Source organism: Agrococcus sp. SL85 (assembly GCF_026625845.1).
Lineage (GTDB): Bacteria > Actinomycetota > Actinomycetes > Actinomycetales > Microbacteriaceae > Agrococcus.
Genome location: NZ_CP113066.1, coordinates 897,605 through 918,745, shown reverse-complemented (window position 1 = coordinate 918,745; position 21,141 = coordinate 897,605). Strand labels below are relative to the sequence as shown.

Genomic DNA, 21,141 nt, shown 5'->3' with positions numbered 1-21,141 from the left:
CTGCACTACCATGGGGTGCCATGAGCCCCGAGAAGTCCGTCGACAAGGCCTCCGCCCGCGCCGTGCGCAAGGCCGAGGGCAAGCCGGCCCGCTCCCCGCACGACGAGGAGCGCAACCCCGCCTGGTTCAAGCCGGTGATGTTCGGCTTCATGCTGCTGGGGTTCCTGTGGGTCATCGTCTACTACATCTCGGGCACGACGCTGCCCGTGCAGGCGCTCGGCTCGTGGAACATCGTCATCGGCTTCGCCGTGATGTTCGTGGGCTTCATCATGACCACGCGCTGGAAGTAGTCGAGCGAGTTACACCGGTGTAGTTCTCCCCAGGTGTGGAGAACTCTGGGGATAACTACCCCGCCGCGCACGCGGCCGCACGCCCGGGACCCGGGCGGCGGCATCGCGCGCGCTCAGCCCAGCAGCGAGAGGATGCGCAGCGCGAAGGCCGCAGCGCACACCGCGGCGACCGCGGCGATGACGATCCAGACCCCGGCGCCCGAGCGCATCCGCCGGTCGACGAGGCCGATGCCGAAGCCGAGCGCGAGGCCCACCGCGAGGCCGCCGACGTGCGCCGACCACGAGATCCCGCCGAAGAGGAACGTGATGGCGAGGTTGATGCCGACCACCAGCAGCAGCGCGGGCTGCACGCGCCCCAGCATGCGCTGCATGCCGATCGCCATGCCGAAGAGCGCGTAGATCGCACCGGAGGCGCCCACGACGGCGGAGCCCGGCTGCAGCCAGGCGATCGCGACGGCCGCGCCGATCGCGCTCACGACGTAGGCGGCCAGGTAGGGCAGCTTGCCGATGCGCTGCTCGATCGAGGGTCCCACCATGAAGAGCACGAGCATGTTGAACGCGAGGTGGAGCGGGCTCGCGTGCACGAGCGCCCAGGTCACGAAGCGCCACGGCTCGGAGAGCGAGTAGGGCAGGTACCACAGCAGCGACGCGGAGAGGTCGCCGGGGAGCACCTGCAGCACGCCGACGAGGATCGTGACGATGCCGATCGAGGTCGTCACGGGCGTCGGCTGCGCGAAGTACGCGCGCGCACGGCGGCCCAGCTCGGTGCGTGGGCCGCCGTGCGCGATGCGGGTCTGCCGCTGCGTCTGCCGCTGCTCGTCGCGCTCCTCGCGGACGCACTCCGGGCAGCGGACGCCGACGGGCGCCTGCGTCTGGCACTGGCCGCAGATGGTGCGGCCGCACCGGCTGCAGAGCACCCAGCTCTGCCGGTCCGGGTGCCGGTAGCAGCGGTCCGCCGACGTCGACGCGGTCACGGCAGGATCAGGCCTGCGCGATCTCGACGGTCTCGATCACGACGGGCTCGAGCGGGCGGTCGCGGCCGTCGGTGGCGACGGCCTGGATCGCGTCGACCACGCGCTGCGACGCCTCGTCCTCGACGAGTCCGAAGATCGTGTGCTTGCCCTGCAGCCACGGCGTCGGCACGGTGGTGATGAAGAACTGCGAGCCGTTCGTGCCCTTGCCGCCGCGCGTGCCGGCGTTCGCCATCGCGAGCACGTAGGGCTTCGCGAACGTGAGGTCGGGGTGGATCTCGTCGTCGAACTCGTAGCCCGGGCCGCCGACGCCCTGGCCGAGCGGGTCGCCGCCCTGGATCATGAAGTCGGGGATGATGCGGTGGAAGACGACGCCGTCGTAGAGGCGGTCGGTCGAGGTCTTCCCCGTGCCGGGGTGCGTCCACTCCCGGCCGCCGGTGGCCAGGTCGGTGAAGTTCTTGACGGTGTGGGGCGCGTGGTCGCCGAGGAGCTCGACCTTGATCTCGCCGAGGTTCGTGCGGATCGTCGCGACAGCGGTGTGGTGTGCCATGGCTCGATCATCCCACAGCGGCCCCCGCGGGCACCGGTCGCGGCCGCCCCGTTCGACGACAGCGAAACCCGCGCGCAGGCTGGGTGACGCCGCTCAGGGAGAGGTGCAATGATCGAGCCCAGGCTTCGACAGGGAAGGACACTCATGTCGCTCGAACTGACGCGCAAGCGCACCAAGCAGCTCAAGAAGCTGCGCAAGCAGGCCGACAAGCTGTGGGCGGAGCAGAAGGTCGTCGCCGACCACGCGGCCAAGATCGCCCGCGAGGCCGGCCATCAGGCCAAGGCCTACTCCGGCGAGTCCCTCGTGCCGACCGCGGAGCGCTTCGTGCACCGCGGCGTCGACGCGGGCCGCGACACGCTCTCGCGCGCGACGAAGGGCTGGAACGGCAACGTCGTTCCCGCGATCGCCTCGGGCCTCGGCTCGTTCGCGGCGCTCGCGCAGATCGCGAAGGACGAGCGCGTCAAGGGCGCGATCGACAACGTGAAGAAGTACGCGACGGTGCCCGAGGTGAAGCCCTCGAAGTCGTCGCGCTCCGGCCCCAACGCGTTCCAGTGGGTGCTCATCGGCGTGGGCGCCGTCGCGGTCGTGACCGCCGGCTACGCCGCGTGGCAGACGCTGCGCGCCGACGACGACCTGTGGATCCCGGACACCGAGGACTCGGTCGACGGCCCCAGCCGCGGCGGCATCGCCGACGGCCCGGAGGCCGGCTCGGCCCAGGCCTGATCCAGCGCTCGACGAGGGGCTCCGCCGCGGCGGGGCCCCTCTCGCGTGCCCGCAGCGCGGGCGCGGCGGATCGCGGGACCTAGGCGGTCGCCGAGCCGACGGCCACGCAGATGCCGCCCGCGACGAGCAGCCCCGCGGCCAGCAGGAACGCGCGGATGCGCCGCTCGGGCTCGCGCCCGTGCCGCATCGTGCGCACGGCGTCGAAGCCGCTCACGAGCATGCACGCGACCATGAGGCCGATGCCGAGGATGACGAGCGGAGGCATCAGCGCAGCGGGCTCCCCGGATCGTCGAGGTGGCCGAGCGCCCAGTCGACGGCGTGCACGCGGCGCAGCGCCGCGACCTCGTCGAGCCGGTGCCAGGCGACGTCGTCCGTCGTGCCGTCGACCTCGACGGCGAGCTCGCCGCCGATCACCTCGGCGCGGTAGAGGATGCGCAGCGCCTGCATCGCGTCGCCACGCGACGAGGTGGGCACGACCGCGGAGTCGACGCCGAGCAGCCCCGTGAGCCGCACGTCGTAGCCCGTCTCCTCGCGCACCTCGCGCACGGCGCCGTCGGCCGGGTGCTCGCCGGCGTCGATCCCGCCGCCGGGCAGCGTCCAGCCGCTCATGCCCGCCTCGTTCCAGTGCGGCAGCAGCACCTCGCGCGCATCGCCCTCGCCCCTCGTGATGAGGGCGTAGGCGGCGACTCGCATGCGCATCCTGCCATCCTACGGGCGACGCCCGAGCGCCGCCCCGACGGATCGGGGCGGGCTCGGGCGTCGAGGCGCGGCCGGTGCGCTCAGGCGCCGGGGTGCCGGGGCGCGCCCTCCCGCTGCGGCGCGTGCTCGTCGGTCGCCTCGTCGGTCGGCTCGCCGCCGCCGCCCGCGTCTCCGTCGTCGCGCGGCGCCGGAGGATCGGCCGCCTCCGCGGGCGACTGGGCCGCGACCTCGGGCGCCTGATCCGGCGTCGGCACGAGCTCGCCCACGCCCTCGCCGGGCGCGGTCTGCTCGACCGAGAGCTGGAAGTCGTCGCCGTGCTCGGTGACGCCTGCGACGACGGCGTGCTCGACGGCGGCGACCGCGTAGGCGCGACGCACCACGACGGGGTCCTGCGAGAGGTCCTTCGTGAGCGCGACGGCGAGGCCGATCATGACGACGACGAACGGCAGCGCCGCGACGATCGTCACCTGCTGGAGGCCGGTGAGCGCGTCCTCGCCGCCGATGAGCAGCATGATGGCCGCGACGCCGCCCGTGGCGATGCCCCAGAAGACGACGGTGCGCCGCGAGGGCGAGAGCGAGCCTCGGTGCGAGAGCGTGCCCATGACGATCGAGGCCGCGTCGGCGCCCGAGACGAAGAAGATCGCCACGAGCACCATGACCACGACGGCCGAGACCTGCGCCAGCGGCAGCGACTCGAGCGCCGTGAACAGCGTCGCCTCCGGGGTGCCCGAGCTGCCGAGGTCGACGCCGGCCCGCTCGAGGTCGATCCCCAGGCCGCCGAAGATGGCGAACCAGACGAGCGACACGAGCGTGGGCGCGACGAGCACGCCCGTGACGAACTGCCGGATGGTGCGGCCGCGCGAGATGCGCGCGATGAACATGCCGACGAAGGGCGTCCAGCTGACCCACCAGGCCCAGTAGAAGATCGTCCAGCCCGAGAGCCACGCCGCGACCTCCTCGCCGCCCGCGGCCTCGGTGCGCGCCGACATGAGCGCGAGCTGCTCGACGTAGCCGCCGACCGTCGTCGGCAGCAGGTTCAGGATGAAGACCGTGGGGCCGAGCACGAAGACGAAGAGGGCCAGCAGCGCCGCGAGCACCATGTTGGTGTTCGAGAGCCACTTGATGCCGCGCGAGATGCCCGAGACCGCGGAGATGACGAACAGGATCGTCAGGATCGCGATGATGGCGACCAGCACGCCGTTGCCGACGGGGCCGATGCCCGCGACGATCTCGAGGCCCGAGGCGATCTGCAGGGCGCCGAGGCCGAGCGAGGTGGCGGAGCCGAACAGCGTGGCGAAGATCGCGAAGATGTCGATGGCGCGGCCCAGGGGGCCCTCGACCGTGCGCCGGCCGAGCAGCGTCGTGAACGCCGAGGAGACGAGCAGCGAGCGGCGCTTCCGGAAGACGCTGTAGGCGAGCGCGAGGCCGACGACGGCGTAGATCGCCCACGGGTGCAGCGACCAGTGGAACATCGTGGTGGCCATGGCGGTGCGCACGGCCTCCGCATCGTCGCCGCCGCCCGTGCCGGGCGGGGGCGTCACGAGGTGGCTCACCGGCTCGGTCACGCCGAAGAAGACGAGGCCGATGCCCATGCCGGCCGAGAACATCATCGCGATCCACGACACGGTCGAGAACTCGGGCTCCTCGCCGTCGTCGCCGAGCGGGATCGTGCCGAACCGGCTCGCGGCGATCCAGATGACGAAGACGACGAAGCCGGTCGCGGCGAGCGCGAAGAGCCAGCCGGTGCTGTGCACGACCCAGTCGACGCCGGCGGCCGAGGCGGCGCTCAGCGAGGGGGTCGAGAGCATGCCCCACGCGACGAACGCGAGGGCGACCGCCGCGGCGACGCCGAACACGATGCGATCGAGGGGTCGGCGGGGGGCTCCGGCATCGGGCGCGGGCGGCGCGTCCAGCGCGGGGTGGAGGGGCTCGGGCCTGCGAGCGGAGCGCGTGCGCCGCTCGGGCTGCTGGAGCTCCTGCGGCTTCGGGGCGTTCTCGGTCTCGATGTCGTGCTTCGGTGTCGTCTCAGTCATGGATCTCTCGGTGCGCGCGACGATGCACCGCAGGTCGTGCGGCGGCATCGGTGGACCGCGCCACGATACGCCTGTGCGACGGCGATGGCCAGTCGAGATCAGATCTCCCCGGTCAGAGCGGGGTTCGAGCGGTCAGCGAGCGCGACCGCGACCTCGCACGACGCTCTCGACGGAGTCGCGCAGCGGCGCGCCGAGGAAGAGCCCCAGGCTCGCGCCGGAGGCGAGCGCGATGCCGATCGCGCCGGCGCCCACCAGGGTCGACGCGCCGACCACGATGCTCGCCGCGTCCTGCCCGGCCTCGACGAGCTCGAGCAGGCCGCGGAAGACGGCGTAGCCGGGCACGAGCGGCACGATGGCCGCCGTCGTCACGGCGATGGACGGCACGTGCAGGCGGTGCGCGACGAGGATGCCCACGAAGCTGGCGACGAGCGCGCCGAGGCCGCTCGCGAGCGCGACCTCCACGCCCGCGAGCGCGGCGAGCGAGAAGCCGGCCCAGGCGATGCACCCGAGCACGGCGCTGACGACGGTCGTGCGCAGGCCCGCGCCGTTCATCACCGCGACGGAGATGGCGATGAGCACGGCGCCGATCGCCTGCAGCGGCGGCGCGCCGACGGGCGGCGCCGCGCTCGTGACGGCGAAGCCGATCCCCAGGCTGCTCGCCATCGTGAGGCCGCCGACGATGCCGAGGACGACGCCGAGCGTGAGCAGCACGATGTCGAGGATGCGACCGCCCGCCGTGAGCGCGAAGCCGTCGATCGCGTCCTGGGCCGCGCCGACGACCGTGAGGCCCGCGAGCATCAGGACGATGCCGGCGGCGACGATGATCGAGGGGCGCATGCCCGCGAGCCACGGGATCCCCAGCTGCGCGAGCTGGTTGGCCGCGACCGCTGCGGCCGTGACGACGAGCGCGCCGGCGATCTGCGAGAAGAAGAAGGGCACCCGGAGCCGTGCCATGCCCCGCTGCGCGACGGCCGCGGCGCACGATGCGAGGAACGCGATGAGCACGACCGCCCAGGTCGCGCCGAAGTAGACGCCGACGCCGGCGCCGAGCAGCCCCTGCGCCAGCACGACGATCGCCGGGCGGTACAGGAAGGGCGTGCGGCGGATGGCGTGGAAGCGGGCGCGCGCCGCCTCGAGCTCGAGCCCGGCCTCGATCTCTGCGACGAGCGCCTGGAGGCGCTGCAGCTTCGCGTGGTCGGGGTAGGGCGCGCGCACGACGCGGAGCAGCGTGATCGGGTCGTCGTCGTCGCCGCGGTGGTAGGAGACGCCGATGGAGTTGTAGGTGACGTCGGTGTGGAGCGGTCGGATGCCGAGCGCCGCGGCGACGCGGTTCGTCGCGAGGGCGACATCGTTCGCCGAGGCACCCACCGTCATGAGCGCCTCGGCGATGCGCATCGCGAGGTCGATGACGCGGGTCGCGCGGACGACGTCGACCGTCTGCAGCAGCTCGGTGGCGGGCCTCGACGACGCATCGGTGCGGATCGCGCGGGTGAGTCGGGCGAGGAGCCCCGGTCGCTGCTGGTCCATCCGCTCCATCCTGGCATCCGCCGCTCGGCGGCTCGCCGCGGGCAGATGCCGCGCGCCGAGGTCCCGGCGATCGGGCCGGGGTACGACGAAGCCCCCGCGAGAGCAGGGGCTGAGGCGTGGAGCCTGGGAGAATCGAACTCCCGACATCCTGCTTGCAAAGCAGGCGCTCTACCAACTGAGCTAAGGCCCCGTGGCCGGCGCTGGCCGTGGGAGTTGTGCGTGGTGGGGCTACCTGGACTCGAACCAGGGACCTCTTCGTTATCAGCGAAGCGCTCTAACCGCCTGAGCTATAGCCCCGAGCACAAGCAACGACTCTACCAGACCCGGCGGGCCGTGAGGACCGCCGCCTGCGCGTCGCTCGCGCGGATCCGCCTACTGGTTGGCGAAGCCGACCTGCAGCCCGCCGGTGACCCGCACCGACAGGTTGTAGAGCACGGCGATCACGGCGCCGAGCACCGTGATGACGACGAAGTTCAGCACCGCCACGAGCAGCGTGAACATCATGACCTGCGGCAGCGACAGGATCGACGTGATCGCGAACTCGGGCTGCGACAGGATGTCCTGCAGCACCTCGTCGATCTTGCCGAACAGGCCGACGACCTGCAGCAGCGTCCACATGACGAAGGTCACCACGAGCTGCACGATGCCGAGCACGAGGCCCAGGATCGCCGACACCTTCATGGCCGACCAGAAGTCGATGTGCACGAGGCGCAGGCGCACCTGCTTGCCCGAGCCGGAGCGGCGCGGGGCCTTGCTCTGCAGCTTCTCGGCGATGCTGGTCATGCGTCGGTCCCCTCGGTGCCGGAGTCGGTGCCGGTCTCGGCGTCGGACGCGGGAGCATCCGTGGCGTCCACGATAGCGCCAGGGGCATCGGCCGCGCCCTCGACGGCGGCCGCGACCTCCTCCTCGACCTCCTGCTCGACGTTGCGCGCGATCGAGATGACGAGGTCCTTCTCGCTGCGCTCGGCGAACTGCACCCCCATCGTGGTGCGGCCGCGCGCCTCGACCTCGTCGACGCTCGAGCGGATGACCTTGCCGGAGGCGCGGATGAGCAGCAGCTCGTCGCCGTCGTGCACGATCGTCGCGCCCACGAGCACGCCGCGGTCGTGGTCGGAGGAGAACGTCAGCACGCCCTGCGTGCCGCGGCCCTTCGAGGGGTACTGGTCGACGGCGGTCTTCTTGCCGAAGCCCTGCTCGGTGACGACGAACACGTAGCCCTCGTCGCCGATGACCATGGCGGCGAGCGCCTCGTCGTCCTCGCGCAGGCGGATGCCCCGCACGCCGCCCGTCGCGCGACCCATGGGACGCAGCGCCGCGTCGGTCGCCTCGAAGCGGGCCGCGCGGCCCTGCTTCGTGACCACGAGGATCTGGTCGTCGGCGTCGGCGAGCATCGCCGAGATCAGGCGGTCGCCCTCGGCGAGGTTGATCGCGATGATGCCGCCCGTGCGGTTCGTGTCGTACAGCTCGAGGCGCGTCTTCTTCACCTGGCCCTGCTGCGTGGCGAGCACCAGGTAGTCGGCCTGGTCGTAGGTGCGCAGGCGGAGCACCGTCTGCACCTGCTCCTCCGGCTGCATCGCGAGCAGGTTCGCCACGTGCTGGCCCTTGGCGTCGCGGCCGGCCTCGGCGATCTCGTACGCCTTCATGCGGTAGACGCGGCCGAGGTTCGTGAAGAACAGCAGCCAGTCGTGCGTGGAGGTGATGTCGAAGTGGTCGACGACGTCGTCGCTGCGCAGCTGCGCCCCGCGCACGCCCTTGCCGCCGCGGTGCTGCGCGCGGTACTGGTCGATGCGGGTGCGCTTGATGTAGCCGCCGTGCGTGAGGCTGACGACCACCTGCTCCTCGGGGATGAGGTCCTCGATCGAGACGTCGCCGTCGAAGCCGTGCAGGATCTGCGTGCGCCGGTCGTCGCCGTGCTTGTCGACGATCTCGGTGAGCTCGTCGACGATGATCGACCGCTGGCGGTCGGGGCTCGCGATGATGTCGCGGTAGTCGGCGATGCGCGCCTCGAGCTCGGTGGCCTCGTCGTGGATCTTCTGGCGCTCGAGCGCCGCGAGGCGGCGCAGCTGCAGCTCGAGGATCGCGCGGGCCTGCTGCTCGTCGATCTCGAGCAGCTCGATGAGGCCGTCGCGCGCCGCCTCGGTCGTCGACGAGCGGCGGATGAGCGCGATGACCTCGTCGAGCGCGTCGAGCGCCTTGAGGTAGCCGCGCAGGATGTGCATCCGCTCCTCCGCCTGCGCGAGGCGGTACTGCGTGCGGCGCACGATGACCTCGACCTGGTGCTCGGCCCAGTTCGTGATGAAGCCGTCGACCGAGAGCGTGCGGGGCACGCCGTCGACGATCGCCAGCATGTTCGCGCCGAAGTTCTCCTGCAGCTGCGTGTGCTTGTAGAGGTTGTTCAGCACGACCTTCGCGACCGCGTCGCGCTTCAGCGTGATGACGAGGCGCTGGCCGGTGCGGCCCGAGGTCTGGTCCTCGAGGTTCGCGATGCCCTGCAGCTTGCCGTCCTTGACGAGCTCGGCGATGCGGACCGCGAGGCGGTCGGGGTTCACCTGGTACGGCAGCTCGGTGACGACGAGCGCGGTGCGGCCCTGGATCTCCTCGACCGTGACCACGGCGCGCATCGTGATCGAGCCGCGGCCCGTGCGGTACGCGTCCTGGATGCCCTTCGTGCCGAGGATCTGCGCGCCCGTCGGGAAGTCGGGGCCGTGGATGCGCTGGAGGAGCGCCGCCTGCAGCTCCTCCTTCGTGGCATCGGGGTGCTGCAGGTGCCAGATGGCGCCGTCGGCGACCTCGCGGAGGTTGTGCGGCGGGATGTTCGTGGCCATGCCGACGGCGATGCCGACGGAGCCGTTGACGAGCAGGTTCGGGAACCGCGCGGGCAGCACCGAGGGCTCCTGGGTGCGGCCGTCGTAGTTGTCCTGGAAGTCGACGGTGTCCTCGTCGATGTCGCGCACCATCTCCATGGCGAGCTGCGACATCTTCGTCTCGGTGTACCGCGGGGCGGCGGCCTCGTCGTCGCCGGCCGAGCCGAAGTTGCCCTGGCCGAGCGCGAGCGGGTAGCGGAGGCTCCACGGCTGCACGAGGCGCACGAGCGCGTCGTAGATGGCGGAGTCGCCGTGCGGGTGGAACTGGCCCATGACGTCGCCGACGACGCGCGAGCACTTCGAGAACGCCTTGTCCGGGCGGTAGCCGCCGTCGTACATCGCGTAGAGCACGCGGCGGTGCACGGGCTTCAGGCCGTCGCGGACCTCGGGCAGGGCGCGGCCGACGATCACGCTCATCGCGTAGTCGAGGTACGAGCGCTGCATCTCGAGCTGCAGGTCGACCTGCTCGATGCCGGTGCGCTCCTGGGGCTCGTCGGGGGTGTTCGTGTCAGTCATGGGTGTCTCTCAGCGCCGATCCGGCTCAGATGTCCAGGAAGCGGACGTCGCGGGCGTTCTTCTGGATGAAGGTGCGTCGCGCCTCGACGTCCTCGCCCATGAGCGTCGCGAAGATCGCGTCGGCCACGGCGGCGTCGTCGAGGGTGACCTGCTTCAGGATGCGCGTCTCGGGATCCATGGTGGTCTCCCACAGCTCCTGGTAGTTCATCTCGCCGAGGCCCTTGTAGCGCTGCACGCCGTTGTCCTTCGGGATGCGGCGCCCCGCCGCCTGGCCCTGCGCCATCATCTCGTCGCGCTCGCGGTCGCTGAACGCGTACTCGGGCTCGGCGTTCGTCCACTTGATCTTGTAGAGCGGCGGCGCGGCGAGGTAGACGTAGCCGAGGTCGATGAGCGGGCGCATGTAGCGGAAGAGCAGCGTCAGCAGGAGCGTCGTGATGTGCTGGCCGTCGACGTCGGCATCGGCCATGAGCACGATCTTGTGGTACCGGGCCTTCTCGGGGTCGAAGTCCTCGCCGAGGCCCGCGCCGAAGGCGGTGATCATCGACTGGATCTCGGCGTTGCCGAGCGCGCGGTCGAGGCGCGCCTTCTCGACGTTCAGCACCTTGCCGCGCAGCGGCAGGATCGCCTGCGTGTGCGGGTCGCGGCCCTGCACCGCGGAGCCGCCAGCCGAGTTGCCCTCGACGAGGAAGATCTCGGAGATCGCCGGGTCCTTCGACTGGCAGTCCTTGAGCTTGCCGGGCATGCCGCCCGACTCCAGCAGGCCCTTGCGGCGGGTCTGCTCGCGCGCCTTGCGGGCCGCGATGCGCGCGGTGGCGGCCTGGATGGCCTTCCGCACGATCTCCTTCGCCATCTGCGGGTTCGACTCGAACCAGTGGCCGAGCTCCTCGAAGGTGACGCGCTGCACGAAGGCCTTGGCCTCCGTGTTGCCGAGCTTCGTCTTCGTCTGGCCCTCGAACTGCGGCTCGCCGAGCTTCACGGAGACGATCGCGGTGAGGCCCTCGCGCACGTCGTCGCCCGAGAGGTTCTCGTCCTTCTCCTTGAGGAGGTTCGTCGACCGGGCGTACTTGTTCACGAGCGTCGTGAGCGCCGCGCGGAAGCCCTCCTCGTGCGTGCCGCCCTCGTGCGTGTTGATGGTGTTCGCGTAGGTGTAGACGCCCTCCTGGTACGAGGTCGTCCACTGCATCGCGATCTCGACCGAGATGCGCCGCTCGGTGTCCTCGGACTCGAAGTCGATGATCTCCGGGTGCACCGGGTCGGCCTTCTTCGACTCGTTGAGGTAGGCGACGTAGTCCTTGAGGCCGTGCTCGTACCGGAAGTCGTCGGAGCGGGGCGCGGGCTCGGCACCCTCGTCACCGGCGTCGGGCTCGACGATCGCCTCGGGCCGGAGGTCCTCGATGGCGATGCGCAGGCCCTTGTTGAGGAAGGCCATCTGCTGGAAGCGCTTCGCGAGGGTCTCGTAGTCGAACTCGACCGTCTCGAAGATCTCGCTGCTCGGCCAGAAGGTGACGGTCGTGCCGGTCTCGTCGGTCGCCTCGCCCGTGACGAGCGGGCCGTCGGGCACGCCCACCGAGAAGGACTGGCGGTGCACGTGGCCCTGGCGGCGCACCTCGACGTCGAGGGTCGTCGAGAGCGCGTTCACGACCGAGGAGCCGACGCCGTGGAGGCCGCCGGAGACCGCGTAGCCGCCGCCGCCGAACTTGCCGCCGGCGTGCAGCACGGTGAGCACGACCTCGACCGTCGACTTCGTCGGGTCGCTCGAGTGCGGGTCGACGGGGATGCCGCGACCGTTGTCGCGCACGCGCACGCCGCCGTCGGGGAGGATCGTCACCTGGATGTCGTCGCAGTGCCCGGCGAGCGCCTCGTCGACGGCGTTGTCGACGATCTCGTAGACCAGGTGGTGCAGGCCGCGCGGGCCCGTGGAGCCGATGTACATGCCGGGGCGCTTGCGCACGGCCTCGAGGCCCTCGAGGATCTGGATCGCGTCGGCGCCGTACTCGACCTCGGGCGCGGAGCCGCCGCGGGGCGCGGGCGCCGCCTGCTCCTCGGTCGGCTGCTCCGGCTGCGCTGCTGCCTCGTCGTGCTCTGCCATCGTCTCTCGCATCCGCCTTCGGTGTGCATCCGTCGATCCGCGGAACGCGGGTCCGACAACCTCCCCAGTCTACCGCGATCGGCGAGGTCGGGCGACGCACAGCGCCGCTCTGCGCCTCGATCGGGCGTCACGACGATCCGAATGGGTGCCGAGGTCGCGCTCGGCGGCGAGGGATGCCGTGCAGGGCCGGGGCGAGGCGCTCCAGCAACGGGGACGATCCCCCGCTCGGAGCGGTGCGGGCCGCCCGATGCCGCGTCGGGGCCCGCACCTCCATCATCCCGCACGTGCGCGGAACGGCCCGCGGAGCGCGTCCGCGGGCCGTCCGATGGGGTGCTCCCGGCTATGCGCCGACGGGCACGACGAGCGAGATCGCCACCACGATGAGGAAGCCGACCACGCCGAGGATCGTCGTGAGGGGCGTCCAGGTGCGCAGGCCGTCCTTGACCGAGAGGCCGAGGTACCGCGTGACGATCCAGAAGCCCGAGTCGTTGACGTGGCTGAGGCCCAGCGCGCCGTAGCCGATCGCGAGCGCGACGAGCGCGAGCTGGATCGGCCCGAGCCCGAGCGCCGCGACCGTCGGCAGCAGCAGGCCCGAGGCCGTCGTGATCGCGACGGTCGCCGAGCCCTGCGCCGCGCGCATGATGAGCGCGATGAGGAAGGCTGCGAGGAGGATCGGCATGCCGGTGCCCGCGAGCACCTCGGCGACCGCGCCGCCGATGCCCGTCTCGGTGAGGATGCGGCCGAAGGCGCCGCCGGCTCCCGTGACGAGGATGATGACGGCGGCCGCGGGGAGCGCCGACTCCATGACCTCGCCGAGCTTCTCGCGCGACCAGCCGCGGCGGGCGCCGAGGAGGATCATCGCCGCGGCGATCGCGACCATGAGGGCGAAGATCGGCTGGCCGATCATGCCGAGGAGGCCGCGCTCGAAGCTGCCCTCGGGCAGTGCGGGCGCGATCGTCGTGCCGACCATGATGAGGGCGAGCGGCAGGATGATGATCGCCAGGATCGTCCAGGCGCTCGGGGCGCGCTCGCCCTCCGAGAGGGTGCCGGTGCGCGGGCCCTGCTCGGAGCCGAACTCGTCGAACATCTGCTTCGTCGCCGCCAGCATCGGGTACTCGCTGCGGTTGAAGCGCTTCGCCACGACGTACGAGACGACGGCGAGCGGGATCGAGATGAACAGCGAGAGGATCGTGATCCAGCCGATGTCGGCGCCGAGGATCGTGGCGCCGCCGACGATGCCGGGGTGCGGCGGCACGGCCACGTGCACCGCGAGCATGATGCCGGCGATCGGCAGGCCGAACTTCATGGGGCTGAGGCCGGCCGCCTTCGAGAAGGCGTAGACGATGGGGATGAGGATGATGAAGCCCGCGTCGAAGAAGACGGGGATGGCCAGGATCGCGGCGGCCGCCGTGAGGGCCACGCCCACGCGCTTCGGGCCGAGCCAGCCGGTGAACTTCCCGGCGAGCGCGTCGGCGCCGCCCGAGATCTCGATGATCTTGCCCAGCATCGACCCGAGGGCGACGAGCACCGCGACCGATCCCAGGGTGCCCCCGACGCCGGCGATGATCGCCTGGATGACGCCGAGCCGCTCCGGCTCGGTCTCGGTGGCGGGGATCGTCGAGAGCGGCAGGCCGGCGACGATGCCGACGACGATGGCCGTGAGGATGAGGGCGTAGAACGCCTGCATCTTGAGCGTGATGACGAGCACCAGCAGCAGCGCGATGCCGCCCAGGCCGATCGCGATGAGGGCGGGGAGGGGCAGTTCCATGGTCAGCGCTCCTTCGCGCGTCGGGGGGCGACGACCCGGATGACCGCCGAGTCGTCGAGCTCGCCGAGGCCCGCGGCCTCGCCGATGAGGAAGAGCTGCTCGGCCGCCGCGGCGACGGGGGTCGAGAGGTGGTGGGCGCGCGCGGCGTCGCCGACGATGCCGAGGTCCTTCACGAAGATGTCGAGGCGGCTGAGCACCTCGGCGCCGTCCTCGTCGTAGGCCTGCAGCGCCCGCGGTCCGCGGTTGCCGAGCATGAACGAGCCTGCGGCCCCCGCCTGGAGCGCCTCGAGCGTGCGCTCGCGGTCGAGGCCGAGCGCGTCGGCGAGCGCGAGCGCCTCGGCGGCGGCGGCGATGTGGACGCCGCACAGCAGCTGGTTCACGGTCTTGAGCGCCTGGCCGTCGCCCGGGCGGTCGCCGACGACGGTGAGGGTGGAGGCGAGCTGCTCGAGCACGGGGCGCGAGATCGCGAGCGCGGCCTCGGTCGCGCCGACCACGATGAGCAGGTCGCCCTGGCCGGCGCGGAGCGGCCCGCCGGAGAGCGGGGCGTCGACGAGGTGCGCGCCGATCGCCTCGAGGCGCGCGGCGAGCTCGGCGATGCCGCGGGTGCCGACGGTGCTCGTGAGCAGGACGGCGGCGCCGGGGCGCAGGTGCTCGGCGAGCGGCTGCTCGCCGAAGAGCAGCGACTCGAGCTGCTCGCCGGTGCGCACGGCGACGAGCACGACCTCCGCGTCGGCCGCGGCCTCGACAGCGCTCCCGGCGGGGCGCACGCCCTGCTCGGCGGCGAGCGCGAGGCGCGCCTCGGCGATGTCGAAGCCGATCACGTCGAACTGCTCGGCCAGGCGGGACGCCATGGGGAGCCCCATGGCGCCGAGCCCGATGACGGCGACGGTGCTGGTCATCTCGGATCCTTCCGATTCTGTGGTGGTGGGGACGGTCGAGCCGTCAGCCGGCCGCGGGGTCGTCGTCGCCCGCGAGGGTCTGCACGACGGCGGCGAGGGAGTCGGTGTCGCCGACGTTGCCGGCGAAGACGATGTAGGGGATGCCGACCGCGGGGCCCGCCTCCGGCTGCCAGAGCGAGACGATGCCGGGCAGCATGGGACCGACGACCTGCGCGCGTCGGATGCGCAGGGCCTCCGAGGCGACGTCGCTCGAGGTGATCCCGCCCTTCGCGATGACGAAGCGGGGCGGTGCGAGCTCGAGCACGCGCGCGACGAGCTCGACGATGCCGCTCGAGACGCGGCGGGCGATGTCGAGGCTCGCGTCGCCGTCGGCGCCGGTGATGAGCTCGCGGCTCGTGTGCACGATCACCGTGCCGGCCTCGATCGCGTCGGCGACCGCACGAGCCTGCGCGTCGAGGTGCGCCTCCCGGCGCTCGTCGATCATGCTGCGCGCGTCGAGCTCGATCGTGGCGGTCGCGGGCCGGGCCTCGCGGAGCGCGGCGAGCTGGGCGGTGGTGAGGGGCACGTGGCTGCCGACGACGACGAGGCCGCCGCGCTCGGCGCGGAGGTCGAGGTCCTCCGGGCGCACCACGTCGGGCACCTCCTGCCCGATGTGGGCGCGGGGGTAGGGCGGGCCGACGCGCAGCAGCGCGCCGAGGCCCTCGCGGTCGAGCTCGTGCAGGGCGATCGCGACGGCGCGCATGTCGTGCTCGTCGACGACGTCGACCGCCACGACCGTGCCGGCGGGCAGCGTCCGCAGCTCGTCGGCGACGGCCTCGGGGCCGCGGCGGATGGTCGTGAGCGCGAGCGAGTGGACGGCCTCGCGGGCGATCCTGCCGCCGGTCTTCTCCGCCACCCAGTCGCGCAGGTCGCTCGAGCGGAAGCCGAAGGTCGCGTCCTGCGCGAAGGGCGTCTCGCCCACGGGCGTCGCCTCGCCGTCGACCACCCAGTGGTGCACGGCGTCGACCGTGATGCGGCCGGCGTCCGGGAAGGCCGGCACGAGCACCACGAGGTGCGGCGCCGCGTGACCGCGCGCGACGATGGCCTCGGTCAGCACGTCGGTCTCGAGCGGGAAGTGGCCGCGGAGGGTCGAGTCGCTGCGCGAGACGAAGGTCACGCGCCTGCCGCGCGCCTCGGCGGCGTCGAGCGCGACGGCGACGATCTCGCGGTTGCGCTGCTCGGCGGCGGTCTGGTCGAGCGACCGGGTGTTCGTGAGCACGTAGAGGGCGGGGGCGTCCTGCGCCATCGCCCAGTCGAGGTCCTCGCGCTCCCAGCGCGTGAGCACCGGCAGGCCCGCGACCGACTGCGTGCCGGTGGGGTCGTCGTCGAGCACGACGAGCACGGAGGCCGGATCCATCGCGGCGCGCACGCGCTCGGCGGGGACCTCGATGGGGGCGGGTGCGTCTGCGAGCAGCAGGTCGACGTGCACGGAAGACTCCTTCGTCCATGGTCGGGTCGCGCGACGCGCTTCCCCATCAGATATCAGACATCATGCGAGACGACGCACGGCGATGTCAAGCCCCGTCGTGCCGACCTCGGCTCGCCGGCGCAGCCACCACCGCGAGCCGCCCGACCGGCGAGCGGGGAGCCGCGGGTCAGCGGCGGTGCACGAGCCCGACGAGGTCGTCGCGGGTCTGCTGCATGTGGCTCGCCATCGCGTCGCGCGCCTCGATCGGGTCGCCGCCGCGCACGGCCTCGAGCACCGCGCGGTGCTCGGCGATCGCGTGCTCCCGGATCTCCGGGATCGCGCTCGTCTCGCCGCGGGTCTCGGCGAGCATCGTCGTGAGCGGCAGGAGCGCGGCGACCAGGATGCGGTTGTCGGCTGCGTGCAGCACGACGTCGTGGAACTCGAGGTCCGCCTCGACGAAGGCGTCGACGTCGCCCGCCTCGTGCTGCGCGAGCATGCGGGCGAGCGTCGCCTCGAGCTGCGCGAGATGCTCCTCGGTGCGGTGCGCGGCAGCGAGCTGCGCCGCGCCCGTCTCGATCATCATGCGCACGTCGAGCAGCTCGAGCGAGGAGCGCTCGCGCTCGCCGGCGCTCCGCGCGTGGCGGACGACGGCGTCCATGCCGGTCCACTCCGCGACGGGGGCGATGCGGTGGCGGCTGCCCGGCACCTGCACGATGACGCCCTGCGCCTGCAGCAGCCGCACGGCCTCGCGCATCGTCAGCCGCGAGACCCCGAACTCGACGGCGAGGTGGCCCTCCGGCGGCAGCTGCTCCCCTGCCGTGAGCGTGCCCTGGATGATCGCGTCGAGCAGGCGGTCGACGGCGTCGTGGGTGCGCGATGGCCTCGGCATCCGTCCTCCTCCGTTGGTGTCAGACAGCGTAGCCCCTGCGGGTGGGCGAGTCGACGCCGCGCGACGCCCAGCGCGCGGGACCCTCGACCCGCGCGATGCTCAGCCCGCGCGATGCTCAGCCCCAGGTGTCGCGCGGACCGCGGCCCGGCACCGAGCGGCGGCCGCGCTGGAAGCTCGGCAGGCTCGGCCCCTCGAAGCGCAGCTGCGTGAGGCCGCAGTCGGGGAAGCGCTGGATGATGCGCGTCGTGGTCTCCGCGCGCAGGATCATCATCTGCTGCGTCCACGCGGTGGACGCGCAGCGCACCGTGAGCACGCCGTCCTCGAAGCCCACCGGTTCGGTCTTCGCGGCGTTCTCCTCCCCCACGAGGTCGGGCCAGTGCGCCATGACGTCGGCCTTCGCGAGCGTGCCCGTCCAGCCGCGGTCGTCGGCGAAGCCGCCGAGCACGTCGCCGAGCGCCCGCGGATCCCTGCCCTTCCCGAACGGCACGGAGGCGTCCGGGTCGCGGCGGGAGCGGCGACGGCCGTCGCGCGTGACGACCTCCGGGTCGCCCATCTTCGCCTTGAGCCGCAGCCACACCCGCTCGGGCTCGGTCGGCGCGAGGCGCTGCCACGGCTGCTCAGCCACGGCCGTCCCCCGCAGCCTCGGGCACCGGATCGGCCACGGGGTCCGACTCGGGGTCGGCCGTCGCCGCCTGCGGGGCGTCGCCCTCGACGACCTCGCCGGCGTCGATGCGGATGCGGTGGTGGCGCAGCGCCTCGGGCACGTCCTCCTCGACCGCGGCGGTGATGAGCACCTGCTCGAAGCCGCCCGCGGCCTCGGCGAGCCGCTGGCGGCGCCCGGCGTCGAGCTCGGCGAAGACGTCGTCGAGGATCATCACGGGGTCGCCGCCGAGGCCGTCGCGCAGCAGCTGCGCGGAGCCGAGCCGCAGCGCGAGCGCGAACGACCACGACTCCCCGTGGCTCGCGTAGTGGCGGGCGAGCAGGTCGTTGAGCTGCAGCTCGAGGTCGTCGCGGTGCGGGCCCACGAGGCTCACGCCCCGGTCGAGCTCGTCGCGCTGCCGCTGCTGCAGCAGCGCGTGGAACGCCTCGGGCGTCTCGGGCACGTTCGTGACGAGCGCGATCTCGGCTCGGTGCTCGTCGCCCGCGACGAGCCGGTACGCCTCGGCGACGTGCGGAGCGAGCTCGGCCACGAGCGCCTGCCGGGTGCGGCGCACCTCGATGCCGAGCTCGACGAGCCGGCCGTCCCACACCTCGAGCGTCGTGAGCTCGTCCGGCCGCAGCCGCGACGCCCTCGCGCTCTTCAGCAGCGAGTTGCGCTGCCGCAGCACGCGGTCGAGGTCGGCGTGCACGCCCGCGAGGCGCGGCGCCCGCATGACGGCCAGCTCGTCGAGGAAGCGGCGGCGCCCCGCGGGGTCCGCCCGCACGAGCTGGAGGTCCTCGGGGCTGAAGAGCACCGCCTGCAGGTAGCGCGGCAGGTCCCGGATCCGCACGCCGGTGCCGTTCGCGACAGCGCGGTTCGCACCCTTCGCGTTCAGCTGCACGTCGAGCTGGAACGAGCGCTCGTCGTTCGTGACGGTGCAGCGCACGACGGCGCGCTGCTCGCCGGCGCGGATGAGCGCGACGTCGGTCGGCACGCGGTGGCTCGAGCCGGTGGCGATCCACACCATCGACTCGACCATGTTCGTCTTGCCCTGGCCGTTGCGGCCCACGAGCAGGTTCGCGCCAGGCTCGAAGGCGACGTCCGCGGTCCGGTAGTTGCGGAAGTCGGTCAGCGCGAGCCGGCTGACGCGCACCTACGCCTGCTTGACGGCGTGCCCGCCGAACTGGGCGCGCAGCGCCGCGACCGCCTTCATGGCGGCCGAGTCGTCCTGGCGCGACTCGAAGCGCGCGAAGAGCGAGGCGGCGATGACGGGCATCGGCACCGCGTTCGCGATCGCCTCCTCCACCGTCCAGCGACCCTCGCCCGAGTCGTCGACGTAGCCCTCGATCTCCGAGAGGTCGTCGTCCTCGTCGAGCGCCCGCACCATGAGGTCGAGCAGCCACGAGCGGATGACCGTGCCGCGCTGCCAGGCCTTGAAGGATCCGGCCACGTCGTGCACGAGCTCCTTCTTCTCCAGCAGCTCGAAGCCCTCGGCGTAGGCCTGCATGAGGCCGTACTCGATGCCGTTGTGCACCATCTTCACGTAGTGGCCGGCGCCCACCGGTCCCGCGTGCACGAAGCCCTCCTCGCGCGGACCCTCGGGCCGCAGCGCGTCGAAGACCGGCATGAGCTCGGCGATGTCGCCCGGCTCGCCCCCGACCATGAGGCCGTAGCCGTTCTCGAGGCCCCAGATGCCGCCGGAGACGCCGGCGTCGACGAAGCGCACGCCGCGCTCGGCGAGCTGCGCCGCGTGGCGCTCGTCCTCGGTGAAGCGGGAGTTGCCGCCGTCGATCACCAGGTCGCCCGGCTCGAGCTTCGCGCCGAGCTCCGAGACGACGGCGTCGGTGATCTCGCCCGCCGGCACCATCACCCAGACGATGCGCGGCGCCGGCAGCGCCGCGATGAGCGCGTCAACGTCCGCGACGTCGGTGACCTCGGGGTTCCGGTCGTAGCCGGTGACCTCGACGCCGCGCTCGCGCAGCCGCTGGCGCATGTTGCCGCCCATGCGGCCGAGCCCGACGAGTCCGATGTGCATGATCGCTCCTCCTGCCGCCCTCGCGGCCTCGGCCCGCCCCCGGCGGTTCAGCGCAGCAGCAGGTTCGGCTGCAGCAGGTACTTGAAGTCGGTGGCCTCGGCGTCGTCCCGCGAGGTCTGCCCGCGGATGAGCATGGGGCCGGGCTTGTTCGTGCTCTCGGAGCGCGTGAACGCGATCCGCACGAACTCCGAGTGCGTCGCGTTGATGCCGTCGATGAGCAGCTGCGGCTTGATCGAGAGCACGATCTCCTCGCCGTCGAGCACGCAGTCGATCGTCTCGGAGGCCTGCGCCTGCTCGGAGCCGATCGCCTCGAGCTGCACCTGGCCCTCCGAGAACGTGTAGCGGATGGCGGCCTCGGCGTCGAGCACGAGCTGCACGCGCCGCGTCGCGTCGATGAGCTCGGCGGTGTTGACGACGGCGTGGTGGTCGACGCTCTCGGGGAACAGGCGGCGCACGGGCGGGTAGTTGCCCTTGATGAGCAGGCTCGTGACCGTGCGGTCGGCGGTCGAGAACGCGATCTGCTGACGATCGCCGGGCTCCGAGAGCGTGATCTCGATGCGCTCCGCCGAGCCGAAGGTGCGGCCGACCTCGACGAGGGTGCGCGCAGGCACGAGCGAGGTCACGGGCTCGGTGCGGTCGCCGGCGTCCCACTGCACGCTGCGCACCGAGACGCGGTAGCGGTCGGTCGCGATGAGCGTGAGGGTCGTGTCGGCGGCCTCGAGCTGCACGCCGGTGATGACGGGCGTGACGTCCTCGCGGGAGGCCGAGATCGCGACCTGACCGATCGCCTCGGCGAAGGCCTTGCCCTCGACGACGCCGGTGAGGCCCTGCACCGTCGGCACGGTCGGGTACTCCTCGAGCGGCATGCGGGCGAACGAGAAGTTCGCGCTGCCGCAGCGGATCGTCACCTTCGTGCCGTCGTCCTCGACGCGCACCTCGCGCTGGGGCAGCTTCGAAGCGATGTCGCTCAGCAGCCGGCCGGAGACGAGCACGACGCCCTCGGCCTCGACGTCGGCGGCGACCTTCGTGCGCGCCGACGACTCGAAGTCGAAGGACGAGAGCACGACGCCATCGGCGGTGGCCTCGATGCGCACGCCGCCGAGGATCGGCATCGCGGGGCGCTGCGGGAGCAGCTTCACGGCGAACGACACGGCATCGCTGAAGACATCGCGGTTGATGACGAACTTCACTCGGCAGCCTT

General features: G+C 72.3%; 19 protein-coding genes and 2 tRNA genes. 2 read left to right on the top strand and 19 right to left on the bottom strand.

Annotated elements, in window-relative coordinates:
• The first annotated feature begins 20 nt into the window (after window positions 1-20).
• Window positions 21-290: a cell division protein CrgA gene (locus tag OVA14_RS04485; protein ID WP_267505078.1), complete on the top strand. Its 270-nt coding sequence runs from the start codon at window positions 21-23 to the stop codon at window positions 288-290.
• A gap of 113 nt (window positions 291-403) precedes the next feature.
• Here OVA14_RS04485 and OVA14_RS04480 read toward each other — a convergent pair whose 3' ends face one another.
• Window positions 404-1,264 (bottom strand): rhomboid family intramembrane serine protease, encoded by an 861-nt coding sequence (locus tag OVA14_RS04480; RefSeq protein ID WP_267505077.1) that lies wholly within the window; start codon window positions 1,262-1,264, stop codon window positions 404-406.
• 7 nt (window positions 1,265-1,271) lie between these two features.
• Window positions 1,272-1,811, bottom strand: a complete 540-nt coding sequence (locus tag OVA14_RS04475; protein ID WP_267505076.1) for a peptidylprolyl isomerase — start codon at window positions 1,809-1,811, stop codon at window positions 1,272-1,274.
• Window positions 1,812-1,955: 144 nt separating this feature from the next.
• On the opposite strand from OVA14_RS04475, the gene OVA14_RS04470 reads away from it, so the two are divergent.
• Complete coding sequence (locus tag OVA14_RS04470; protein ID WP_267505075.1) at window positions 1,956-2,534, top strand: hypothetical protein; 579 nt, start codon at window positions 1,956-1,958, stop codon at window positions 2,532-2,534.
• A 79-nt stretch (window positions 2,535-2,613) separates the two neighbouring features.
• On the opposite strand, the gene OVA14_RS04465 is transcribed toward OVA14_RS04470, so the two are convergent.
• The 17 genes from OVA14_RS04465 to dnaN all read right to left on the bottom strand — a co-directional run bounded on the left by OVA14_RS04465 (window position 2,614) and on the right by dnaN (window position 21,130).
• Window positions 2,614-2,799: a hypothetical protein gene (locus OVA14_RS04465; protein WP_267505074.1), complete on the bottom strand. Its 186-nt coding sequence runs from the start codon at window positions 2,797-2,799 to the stop codon at window positions 2,614-2,616.
• A complete protein-coding gene (locus tag OVA14_RS04460; RefSeq protein WP_267505073.1) occupies window positions 2,799-3,233 on the bottom strand; it encodes an NUDIX hydrolase in 435 nt (144 codons plus the stop codon). The genes OVA14_RS04465 and OVA14_RS04460 overlap by 1 nt, the downstream gene beginning before the upstream one ends.
• A gap of 80 nt (window positions 3,234-3,313) precedes the next feature.
• Window positions 3,314-5,266, bottom strand: a complete 1,953-nt coding sequence (locus tag OVA14_RS04455) for a BCCT family transporter (protein ID WP_267505072.1) — start codon at window positions 5,264-5,266, stop codon at window positions 3,314-3,316.
• Window positions 5,267-5,398: 132 nt separating this feature from the next.
• The gene (locus tag OVA14_RS04450) at window positions 5,399-6,793 is read right to left on the bottom strand and encodes a threonine/serine ThrE exporter family protein (protein WP_267505071.1); all 1,395 of its coding nucleotides are present in this window, start codon (window positions 6,791-6,793) and stop codon (window positions 5,399-5,401) included.
• Window positions 6,794-6,910: 117 nt separating this feature from the next.
• Window positions 6,911-6,983: transfer RNA gene (locus OVA14_RS04445), tRNA-Ala, on the bottom strand.
• Between the two features lie 30 nt (window positions 6,984-7,013).
• Window positions 7,014-7,090, bottom strand: a tRNA-Ile gene (locus OVA14_RS04440).
• Between the two features lie 75 nt (window positions 7,091-7,165).
• Entirely contained in the window at window positions 7,166-7,576 is a 411-nt protein-coding gene (locus OVA14_RS04435; RefSeq protein WP_267505070.1) for a DUF3566 domain-containing protein, read from the bottom strand.
• A complete protein-coding gene (gyrA, locus tag OVA14_RS04430; protein ID WP_267505069.1) occupies window positions 7,573-10,173 on the bottom strand; it encodes a DNA gyrase subunit A in 2,601 nt (866 codons plus the stop codon). The genes OVA14_RS04435 and gyrA overlap by 4 nt, the downstream gene beginning before the upstream one ends.
• Before the next feature lie 25 nt (window positions 10,174-10,198).
• Window positions 10,199-12,262 carry a DNA topoisomerase (ATP-hydrolyzing) subunit B gene (gyrB, locus tag OVA14_RS04425; protein ID WP_267505068.1) on the bottom strand — a complete coding sequence of 688 codons (2,064 nt, stop codon included), beginning with the start codon at window positions 12,260-12,262 and terminating at the stop codon, window positions 10,199-10,201.
• Between the two features lie 340 nt (window positions 12,263-12,602).
• The gene (locus OVA14_RS04420) at window positions 12,603-14,030 is read right to left on the bottom strand and encodes a GntP family transporter (RefSeq protein ID WP_267505067.1); all 1,428 of its coding nucleotides are present in this window, start codon (window positions 14,028-14,030) and stop codon (window positions 12,603-12,605) included.
• 2 nt (window positions 14,031-14,032) lie between these two features.
• Window positions 14,033-14,929 (bottom strand): NAD(P)-dependent oxidoreductase, encoded by an 897-nt coding sequence (locus OVA14_RS04415; RefSeq protein ID WP_267505066.1) that lies wholly within the window; start codon window positions 14,927-14,929, stop codon window positions 14,033-14,035.
• A 43-nt stretch (window positions 14,930-14,972) separates the two neighbouring features.
• Window positions 14,973-16,397 (bottom strand): four-carbon acid sugar kinase family protein, encoded by a 1,425-nt coding sequence (locus OVA14_RS04410; RefSeq protein ID WP_267505065.1) that lies wholly within the window; start codon window positions 16,395-16,397, stop codon window positions 14,973-14,975.
• 166 nt (window positions 16,398-16,563) lie between these two features.
• A complete protein-coding gene (locus OVA14_RS04405) occupies window positions 16,564-17,265 on the bottom strand; it encodes a FadR/GntR family transcriptional regulator (protein WP_267505064.1) in 702 nt (233 codons plus the stop codon).
• Window positions 17,266-17,380: 115 nt separating this feature from the next.
• A complete protein-coding gene (locus tag OVA14_RS04400) occupies window positions 17,381-17,890 on the bottom strand; it encodes a DUF721 domain-containing protein (protein ID WP_267505063.1) in 510 nt (169 codons plus the stop codon).
• Window positions 17,883-19,058: a DNA replication/repair protein RecF gene (gene recF / locus OVA14_RS04395; protein ID WP_267505062.1), complete on the bottom strand. Its 1,176-nt coding sequence runs from the start codon at window positions 19,056-19,058 to the stop codon at window positions 17,883-17,885. The genes OVA14_RS04400 and recF overlap by 8 nt, the downstream gene beginning before the upstream one ends.
• Window positions 19,059-19,940 carry a phosphogluconate dehydrogenase (NAD(+)-dependent, decarboxylating) gene (gnd, locus tag OVA14_RS04390; RefSeq protein WP_267505061.1) on the bottom strand — a complete coding sequence of 294 codons (882 nt, stop codon included), beginning with the start codon at window positions 19,938-19,940 and terminating at the stop codon, window positions 19,059-19,061.
• A gap of 47 nt (window positions 19,941-19,987) precedes the next feature.
• Window positions 19,988-21,130 carry a DNA polymerase III subunit beta gene (gene dnaN, locus OVA14_RS04385; protein ID WP_267505060.1) on the bottom strand — a complete coding sequence of 381 codons (1,143 nt, stop codon included), beginning with the start codon at window positions 21,128-21,130 and terminating at the stop codon, window positions 19,988-19,990.
• Between the last annotated feature and the right edge of the window lie 11 nt (window positions 21,131-21,141).

What these genes read in the sequence shown, in the direction of transcription:
- OVA14_RS04455 (WP_267505072.1), bottom strand. Translation starts at nt 5,266, where the DNA reads ATGACTGAGACGACACCGAAGCACGACATCGAGACCGAGAACGCCCCG.
- OVA14_RS04470 (WP_267505075.1), top strand. Translation starts at nt 1,956, where the DNA reads ATGTCGCTCGAACTGACGCGCAAGCGCACCAAGCAGCTCAAGAAGCTG.
- OVA14_RS04435 (WP_267505070.1), bottom strand. Translation starts at nt 7,576, where the DNA reads ATGACCAGCATCGCCGAGAAGCTGCAGAGCAAGGCCCCGCGCCGCTCC.
- OVA14_RS04475 (WP_267505076.1), bottom strand. Translation starts at nt 1,811, where the DNA reads ATGGCACACCACACCGCTGTCGCGACGATCCGCACGAACCTCGGCGAG.
- OVA14_RS04415 (WP_267505066.1), bottom strand. Translation starts at nt 14,929, where the DNA reads ATGACCAGCACCGTCGCCGTCATCGGGCTCGGCGCCATGGGGCTCCCC.
- OVA14_RS04405 (WP_267505064.1), bottom strand. Translation starts at nt 17,265, where the DNA reads ATGCCGAGGCCATCGCGCACCCACGACGCCGTCGACCGCCTGCTCGAC.
- OVA14_RS04465 (WP_267505074.1), bottom strand. Translation starts at nt 2,799, where the DNA reads ATGCCTCCGCTCGTCATCCTCGGCATCGGCCTCATGGTCGCGTGCATG.
- gnd (WP_267505061.1), bottom strand. Translation starts at nt 19,940, where the DNA reads ATGCACATCGGACTCGTCGGGCTCGGCCGCATGGGCGGCAACATGCGC.
- gyrB (WP_267505068.1), bottom strand. Translation starts at nt 12,262, where the DNA reads ATGGCAGAGCACGACGAGGCAGCAGCGCAGCCGGAGCAGCCGACCGAG.
- gyrA (WP_267505069.1), bottom strand. Translation starts at nt 10,173, where the DNA reads ATGACTGACACGAACACCCCCGACGAGCCCCAGGAGCGCACCGGCATC.
- OVA14_RS04450 (WP_267505071.1), bottom strand. Translation starts at nt 6,793, where the DNA reads ATGGACCAGCAGCGACCGGGGCTCCTCGCCCGACTCACCCGCGCGATC.
- OVA14_RS04460 (WP_267505073.1), bottom strand. Translation starts at nt 3,233, where the DNA reads ATGCGCATGCGAGTCGCCGCCTACGCCCTCATCACGAGGGGCGAGGGC.
- OVA14_RS04420 (WP_267505067.1), bottom strand. Translation starts at nt 14,030, where the DNA reads ATGGAACTGCCCCTCCCCGCCCTCATCGCGATCGGCCTGGGCGGCATC.
- OVA14_RS04485 (WP_267505078.1), top strand. Translation starts at nt 21, where the DNA reads ATGAGCCCCGAGAAGTCCGTCGACAAGGCCTCCGCCCGCGCCGTGCGC.